The organism is Streptomyces mutomycini (genome assembly GCF_001700505.1).
GTDB lineage: Bacteria > Actinomycetota > Actinomycetes > Streptomycetales > Streptomycetaceae > Streptomyces > Streptomyces mutomycini.
The window spans coordinates 22,273-28,706 of sequence record NZ_MAPV01000007.1; the positions used below are offsets into that span (position 1 = coordinate 22,273).

Genomic DNA, 6,434 nt, shown 5'->3' on the forward strand with positions numbered 1-6,434 from the left:
CGACACGGAGCGGCGCCCCCTCCGCGTGCGGAACGCGGAGGGGGCGCCGCTCGTGGCCTGCCCGTGGTCAGCGTGCCGAGAAGGCGTGCACCGTCGTCGAGCGGTAGGTGGCCCCCGGCCGCAGCACCGTCGAGGGGAACGACGGCTGGTTCGGGGAGTCCGGGAAGTGCTGGGACTCCAGGCAGAACGCGTCGCCCTGGCGGTAGACCCGCCCCGAGGTGCCGGTCAGCGTGCCGTCGAGGAAGTTCCCGGTGTAGACCTGCATGCCGGGTTCCGTCGTGTACATCTTCATCACCCGGCCGGAGCCGGGGTCGGTCACGGTCAGCGCGTACTCGGGGCGGGCCGTCCTCCCCTTGTCCAGCGCGTAGTTGTGGTCGATCCCCTGCCCGTACCCGATCTGCTCGTGCGGGGTGCGGACGGCCTCCCCGATGGCCCGGGAGCGCCGGAAGTCGAACGGCGTACGTGCCACCGGGGCGAGCTCACCCGTCGGGATCAGCGTCGCGCCCACCGGGGTGTAGCGCGCCGCCGCCAGCTCCAGCAGGTGTCCGTCGACGCTGCCGCTGCCCTCGCCCGCCAGGTTGAAGTAGGTGTGGCTGGTCAGGTTGAGGACCGTGGCACGGTCCGTGGTCGCCGTGTAGTCGATGCGCCACTCACCCCGGGAGGTGAGGGTGTAGACGACACGTACGGCGAGCGAGCCCGGGTAGCCGGCCTCGCCGTCCGGGCTGGTCCGGGTCAGGACCAGCCCGACGTCTCCGCGTCCGGTGAACGGCTTCACGTCCCAGACCCGCTTGTCGAAGCCCTGGTCGCCGCCGTGCAGGCTGTTCGGGCCGTCGTTGACGGGCAGTTGGTGCGTGACGCCGTCGAGGGTGAAGCGCCCCCCGGCGATGCGGTTGCCGTACCGCCCGATCAGCCCGCCGAAATAGGGGGACTTCGCGACGTAGTCCGGGAGGTTGTCGAAGCCGAGCGAGACGTTCGCCGTCCGGCCCCTGCGGTCGGGGGTCTCCAGGGACTGGACGACACCGCCCCAGGAGAGGACCTTCAGCCGGGTCCCGCCGTTGGCGAGGGTCCAGCGGTGCACCTTCGTGCCGTCGGCGAGCGTGCCGAAGAGCTCCTTGGACGGGGTGCGCCCGGTGACCGCGGCGTGCGCGGCCGGGGAGCCCGCCGCCATGACCACCCCGGCGGCGGCCGTGGCCGCCAGGACGGTGCGTCTGCTGGTTCCGGTCATGAAACAACTCCTGTCGGAAGAAGGGGTGTTACGAGCCGACCTTGCGCTTGTTCCAGACGTCGAAGCCGACCGCGGCCAGCAGGACGAGGCCCTTGATGACCTGCTGGTAGTCGGTGCCGATGCCGACGAGGTTCATGCCGTTGTTCAGTACGCCCAGGACCAGGCCACCGATGATCGCGCCGAGGACCGTGCCGACGCCGCCGCTCATCGACGCACCGCCGATGAACGAGGCGGCGATGGCCTCGAGTTCGAAGTTGAGGCCGGCCTTGGGGGAGGCCGCGTTGAAGCGGGCGGCGAAGACCAGACCCGCCAGGGCCGCGAGCATGCCCATGTTCAGGAAGACCAGGAAGGTGACCTTCTTGTCCTTCACACCCGACAGCTTGGCCGCGGGCAGGTTGCCGCCGATGGCGTAGATGTGGCGGCCGATGATCGCGTTGCGCATCAGGTAGCCGAACCCGACGACCAGCACACCGAGGATGAGCAGCACGACCGGGGCGCCCTTGTAGCTGGCGAGCAGCAGCGTGACGACGAGGACGGCCGAGACCAGTGCGACCAGCTTCAGCAGGAACAGCTTGAACGGTGGCACGTCGAGGGCGAACTCCTGCTGCCGCTTGCGGTCACGGACCTCCTGGAGCACCACGAAGGCGATCAGCGCGAAGCCCAGCAGCAGGGTGAGGTTGTGGTAGTTGGTGGTGGGACCGACCTCGGGCAGGAAGCCGTTGGCTATCTTCTGCAGGTCCTTCGGGAAGGGGCCGAGGGTCTGGCCCTTCAGGAAGATCTCCGTCAGACCGCGGAAGAGCAGCATGCCCGCGAGGGTCACGATGAACGACGGTATGCCGAGATAGGCGATGAAGAAGCCCTGCACCGAACCCGCGACGGCGCCGATGGCCAGGCACAGCAAGACCGCGAGCGGCCAGGGGAGATCGTGTTCGACCATCAGCACGGCGGCCATCGCACCGATGAACGCGGTCAGTGAGCCGACCGAGAGGTCGATGTGGCCCGCGATGATGACGAGCATCATGCCGATCGCGAGGATCAGGATGTAGCTGTTCTGCAGCACCAGGTTGGAGACGTTGCGTGGCAGCAGCAGGTCGCCGTCCGTCCACACCGCGAACAGCACGACGATCAGGCCGAGGGCCATCAGCATGCCGTACTGACGCATGTTGCGGCGCATGCCGCCGAGCATCAGCTGCAGCAGACCGTCGCCGGAGGCCGGCTTTCCGCTGCCGGGCGGCACGGGTGCCGGGGTCTTGGCGGTCAGGTCCGTGCTCATCGCGTTACCTCTTTGTCCTTCGTCATCTGACGCATCAGCGCTTCCTGCGAGGCCTCGGCCCGCGAGAACTCACCCGTCAGCCGTCCCGCGGCCATCGTGTAGATGCGGTCGCACATGCCGAGCAGCTCCGGCAGTTCGGAGGAAATGAAGACGACCGCCTTGCCCTGGGCGGCCAGCTGGTCGATGACCGTGTAGATCTCGTACTTGGCGCCCACGTCGATGCCGCGCGTGGGCTCGTCCAGGATCAGCACCTCGGGACCCGCGAAGATCCACTTGCTGAGGACGACCTTCTGCTGGTTGCCGCCGGACAGCTTGCCCACCGGCTCGAAGACGGTCGGCGCCTTGATGTTCATGGACTTGCGGAAGCCCTCGGCGACCTGCCGTTCCCCGTGTTCGTCGACCACACCCCGTTTCGCGACCTTGCCCAGCGCGGTCAGCGAGATGTTCCGGTTGATGGTGTCGATGAGGTTGAGGCCGTAGTGCTTGCGGTCCTCGGTGGCGTACGCGATGCCGTGCCCGACCGCCTCGGGGACGGACTTCGTACGGATCTCGATGCCGTCCCTGAGGACGGTTCCGCCCGCGTACCTGCCGTAGGAGCGTCCGAAGACGCTCATCGCCAGCTCGGTGCGGCCGGCGCCCATGAGCCCGGCGATACCGACGATCTCGCCGCGCCGCACCTCGATCGAGACGTCGTCGACGACCTTGCGCTGCTGGTCGATGGGGTGGTGCACGGTCCAGTTGCGGATCTCCAGGGCGGGCGCGGTGCCCTCCTCCGGGTGGTGCGGGGTCCGCTCCGGGAAGCGGTTCTCCAGATCGCGGCCGACCATCCCGCTGATGATCCTGTCCTCGGTCGTCTGCGCGGCCTTCACGTCGAGCGTCTCGATGGAGCGCCCGTCGCGGATGATCGTGACCGAGTCGGCGACCCGGCGGATCTCGTTCAGCTTGTGCGAGATGATGATCGAGGTCATGCCCTGGTCCTTCAGCTGAAGAATCAGGTCGAGGAGCTTCCCGCTGTCCTCGTCGTTGAGCGCCGCCGTCGGCTCGTCGAGGATGAGCAGCTTCACCTTCTTCGACAGCGCCTTGGCGATCTCCACCAGTTGCTGCTTGCCCACGCCGATGTCGGCGACGCGGGTCTCCGGGTGCTCGTCGAGACCGACCCGGCGCAGCAGTTCGCCTGCGTGCCTGAGGGTGTCGTTCCAGTTGATGAGTCCGCGCTTGGCGTGCTCGTTGCCGAGGAAGATGTTCTCCGCGATGGACAGGTACGGCACCAGCGCCAGCTCCTGGTGGATGATCACGATGCCGCGCTGTTCGCTCGCCCGGATGTCCTTGAACCGGCAGGTATCGCTCTCGAAGAGGACGTCCCCTTCGTAGCTGCCGTGCGGATGGACGCCGGAGAGCACCTTCATCAGGGTCGACTTGCCGGCGCCGTTCTCTCCGCAGATGGCGTGGACCTCGCCCTGACGGACGGTCAGCGTGACGTCCGAAAGCGCTTTGACACCGGGAAAGGTCTTGACGATCGAGCGCATTTCCAGGACGGGTCCCGCCATGGTCTTGCCTTCCAATCCTTGAGGGGGCCCGGTTACTTGAGGTCGTCGGCGGTGTAGTAGCCGCCGTCGACGAGGGTCTCCTTGTAGTTGTCCTTGTCGACGCTGACCGGCTGAAGCAGGAAGGCGGGGACGACCTTGGCGCCGTTGTCGTAGGACTTGGTGTCGTTGACCTCGGGCTTCTTGTCCTTCAGGACCGCGTCGACCATGTTCGAGGCGACCTTGGCGAGCTGGCGGAGGTCCTTGTAGACGGTCTGCGTCTGCTCACCCGTGATGATCGACTTCACCGAGGCGACCTCGGCGTCCTGGCCCGTCACGACCGGCATCGGCTTGGCCTTGGAGCCGTAGCCGTCCGACTTCAGGGCGGAGAGGATGCCGATGGAGATGCCGTCGTACGGCGAGAGCACGGCGTCGACCCTGGTGCTGCGGTAGCTCGACGTCAGCAGGTCGTCCATGCGCCTCTGGGCGGTGCCGCCGTCCCAGCGCAGGGTGGTGACCTGGTTGAGGGCGGTCTGCTTGGACCTGACGACCAGCTCGCCCTTGTCCACGTAGGGCTTGAGGACGTTCATCGCGCCCTGGAAGAAGTACTTGGTGTTGTTGTCGTCGTTGGAACCGGCGAACAGCTCGATGCTGAAGGGGCCCTTCTTGCCGTCCTCCAGGCCGAGCTTGTCGACGATGTACGTGCCCTGCAGCTCGCCGACCTTCTCGTTGTCGAACGAGGCGTAGTAGTCGACGTTCTCCGTGCCGAGGATCAGCCGGTCGTAGGAGATCACCGGGATGTCGGCGTCCTTGGCCTGCTGCAGCACGTTGTCGAGGGACTTGTTGTCGATCGCGGCGACGATCAGGGCGTCCACGCCCTGCGTGATCATGTTCTCGATCTGCGAGACCTGCTGGTCCGGGTCGTCCTCGCCGTAGACGAGCTTGGTCTCGTAGCCCTTGGACTTCAGTTCCTTCACGACGTTGGCGCCGTCGGAGATCCAGCGCTCGGAGGACTTCGTCGGCATCGCGACGCCGATGGTGGCGCCGTCGGCACCGCCCTTCTTCTCCTCGCTGCCGCCTTCGCTGTTCTGGCCACAGGCGGTCAGGGTGAGGGCGAGGGAGGCGGCGGAGGCTATAGCGGCAAGTGCGGCTCTGCGGTTGCGCATAGTCATCATCCTTGATGTGAGTCAGGTCGGTCCGGTGGCGCCGGATGGCTGGGGGCGGATCGGCCAGGAACAGGTGTGTGGGATTGTGCGCGGCTGTGTCTTCTTTTGTGCAGAAGGTTTCCGGAACGTTATGACGAGATCTCGAACCGCTTGAGCGGGCCCGGCAGCCGGGTGCCGAGCTGAGCCATGCCCCCGTCCGCCCCGTGCCGCGCGAGCAGGTCCAGTGCGAGCCGGCCGCGCCGCACGCGTTCCTTGGCGGTGGACAGTGCCAGCTCCCGCAGGTGCCGGCCGTACGGATAGATCCCGGGCGACCTGGAGAGGCCGAACTTCAGGTACAGCGGCGCGCCGCGCCGGATCAGCTCGGCGACCTCGTACATCCGCACATAGCCGCCGAGGTCGTCCGGTGCCTCGATGTAGAGGTCCATCGGGGCCCGGGAGACCCGGCGGATCTCGGTGAACTGGGCGAGCGTCAGGTCGGACGGGATGTTGATCGAGTCGGCGCCGAGCTGCTCGAACACGGCGTACGAGGCCGGGTTCACCGGTCCGATGAGCGCCGACACCTTGAAGGTCGTGTCGGCCGGCAGGGCACCCTGCTCGCGCAGCCGGTGCAGGGTCCACAGCACACCTTCATCGGCCACCAGCAGGCACTTCACGCCCAGCCCGGTGGCGCGCAGGGCGTCCTCGACACAGCCGGCCAGGGCGTCGTGGCCGCGGGAGCGCAGCCCGGCGCCGCCGGAGTCCGTACGGACCGACGCGCCGGTGTCCCAGGTGCCTCGCGGCCCCGTGAACAGGCAGAGCTCGATGTCCCGTTCGGCGCAGCCCTCCACCATCTCGGTGATCTCCGCGTCCGTCAGCATCCAGACGCCGCTGCCCTGACTGACGCGGTGGACCGGGACGTCGAGCCGCGCGGACTCCTTGAGCACGACACCGAGGGCCTCCGGACCCTCCACGGACGGCACCTCGGTGCGCCAGCTGCCGCCGCCGGGGAAGGAGTGCGGTGAGGCGTCCGCCGGGGACAGGGGTGCCGGGCCGAGGCCGAGCGCGGTGAGCGCGGTGTCACCGGGGCGACGGGGGCCTGCGGCGCCGGGGGAAGAGACAGGGGCGTCGTTCACGACTGGTCCTTCATGTTCGGTATTTCGGACGAAGTTCGGATCTTTGGGAGTGCTTCGGTACGGAGGCGGTCAGGACGCCGCCGTACCGGCGCACGGATCGGGGCGGGCCCGTCATGGCCGCAGCAGCACCTTCCC

5 protein-coding genes are annotated in these 6,434 nt (G+C 67.7%); all 5 read right to left on the reverse strand.

The annotated features are described in order from the left end of the window. Positions 1–67: 67 nt before the first annotated feature. The 5 genes from BFF76_RS00310 to BFF76_RS00330 all read right to left on the reverse strand — a co-directional run bounded on the left by BFF76_RS00310 (position 68) and on the right by BFF76_RS00330 (position 6,299). Positions 68–1,225, reverse strand: a complete 1,158-nt coding sequence (locus BFF76_RS00310; protein WP_053928521.1) for an aldose epimerase family protein — start codon at positions 1,223–1,225, stop codon at positions 68–70. Positions 1,226–1,253: 28 nt separating this feature from the next. Then, entirely contained in the window at positions 1,254–2,498 is a 1,245-nt protein-coding gene (gene mmsB, locus BFF76_RS00315; protein WP_053928520.1) for a multiple monosaccharide ABC transporter permease, read from the reverse strand. Then, a complete protein-coding gene (gene mmsA / locus BFF76_RS00320) occupies positions 2,495–4,045 on the reverse strand; it encodes a multiple monosaccharide ABC transporter ATP-binding protein (protein ID WP_031092537.1) in 1,551 nt (516 codons plus the stop codon). The genes mmsB and mmsA overlap by 4 nt, the downstream gene beginning before the upstream one ends. A 32-nt stretch (positions 4,046–4,077) precedes the next feature. After that, positions 4,078–5,187 carry a multiple monosaccharide ABC transporter substrate-binding protein gene (gene chvE / locus BFF76_RS00325; RefSeq protein WP_053928519.1) on the reverse strand — a complete coding sequence of 370 codons (1,110 nt, stop codon included), beginning with the start codon at positions 5,185–5,187 and terminating at the stop codon, positions 4,078–4,080. A 128-nt stretch (positions 5,188–5,315) separates the two neighbouring features. After that, positions 5,316–6,299 carry a hypothetical protein gene (locus BFF76_RS00330; protein WP_053928518.1) on the reverse strand — a complete coding sequence of 328 codons (984 nt, stop codon included), beginning with the start codon at positions 6,297–6,299 and terminating at the stop codon, positions 5,316–5,318. Between the last annotated feature and the right edge of the window lie 135 nt (positions 6,300–6,434).

Bases quoted from the DNA above. Each gene is read 5' to 3' on its own strand.
- BFF76_RS00310 (WP_053928521.1), bottom strand. From the start codon at position 1,225: ATGACCGGAACCAGCAGACGCACCGTCCTGGCGGCCACGGCCGCCGCC.
- mmsB (WP_053928520.1), bottom strand. From the start codon at position 2,498: ATGAGCACGGACCTGACCGCCAAGACCCCGGCACCCGTGCCGCCCGGC.
- mmsA (WP_031092537.1), bottom strand. From the start codon at position 4,045: ATGGCGGGACCCGTCCTGGAAATGCGCTCGATCGTCAAGACCTTTCCC.
- chvE (WP_053928519.1), bottom strand. From the start codon at position 5,187: ATGCGCAACCGCAGAGCCGCACTTGCCGCTATAGCCTCCGCCGCCTCC.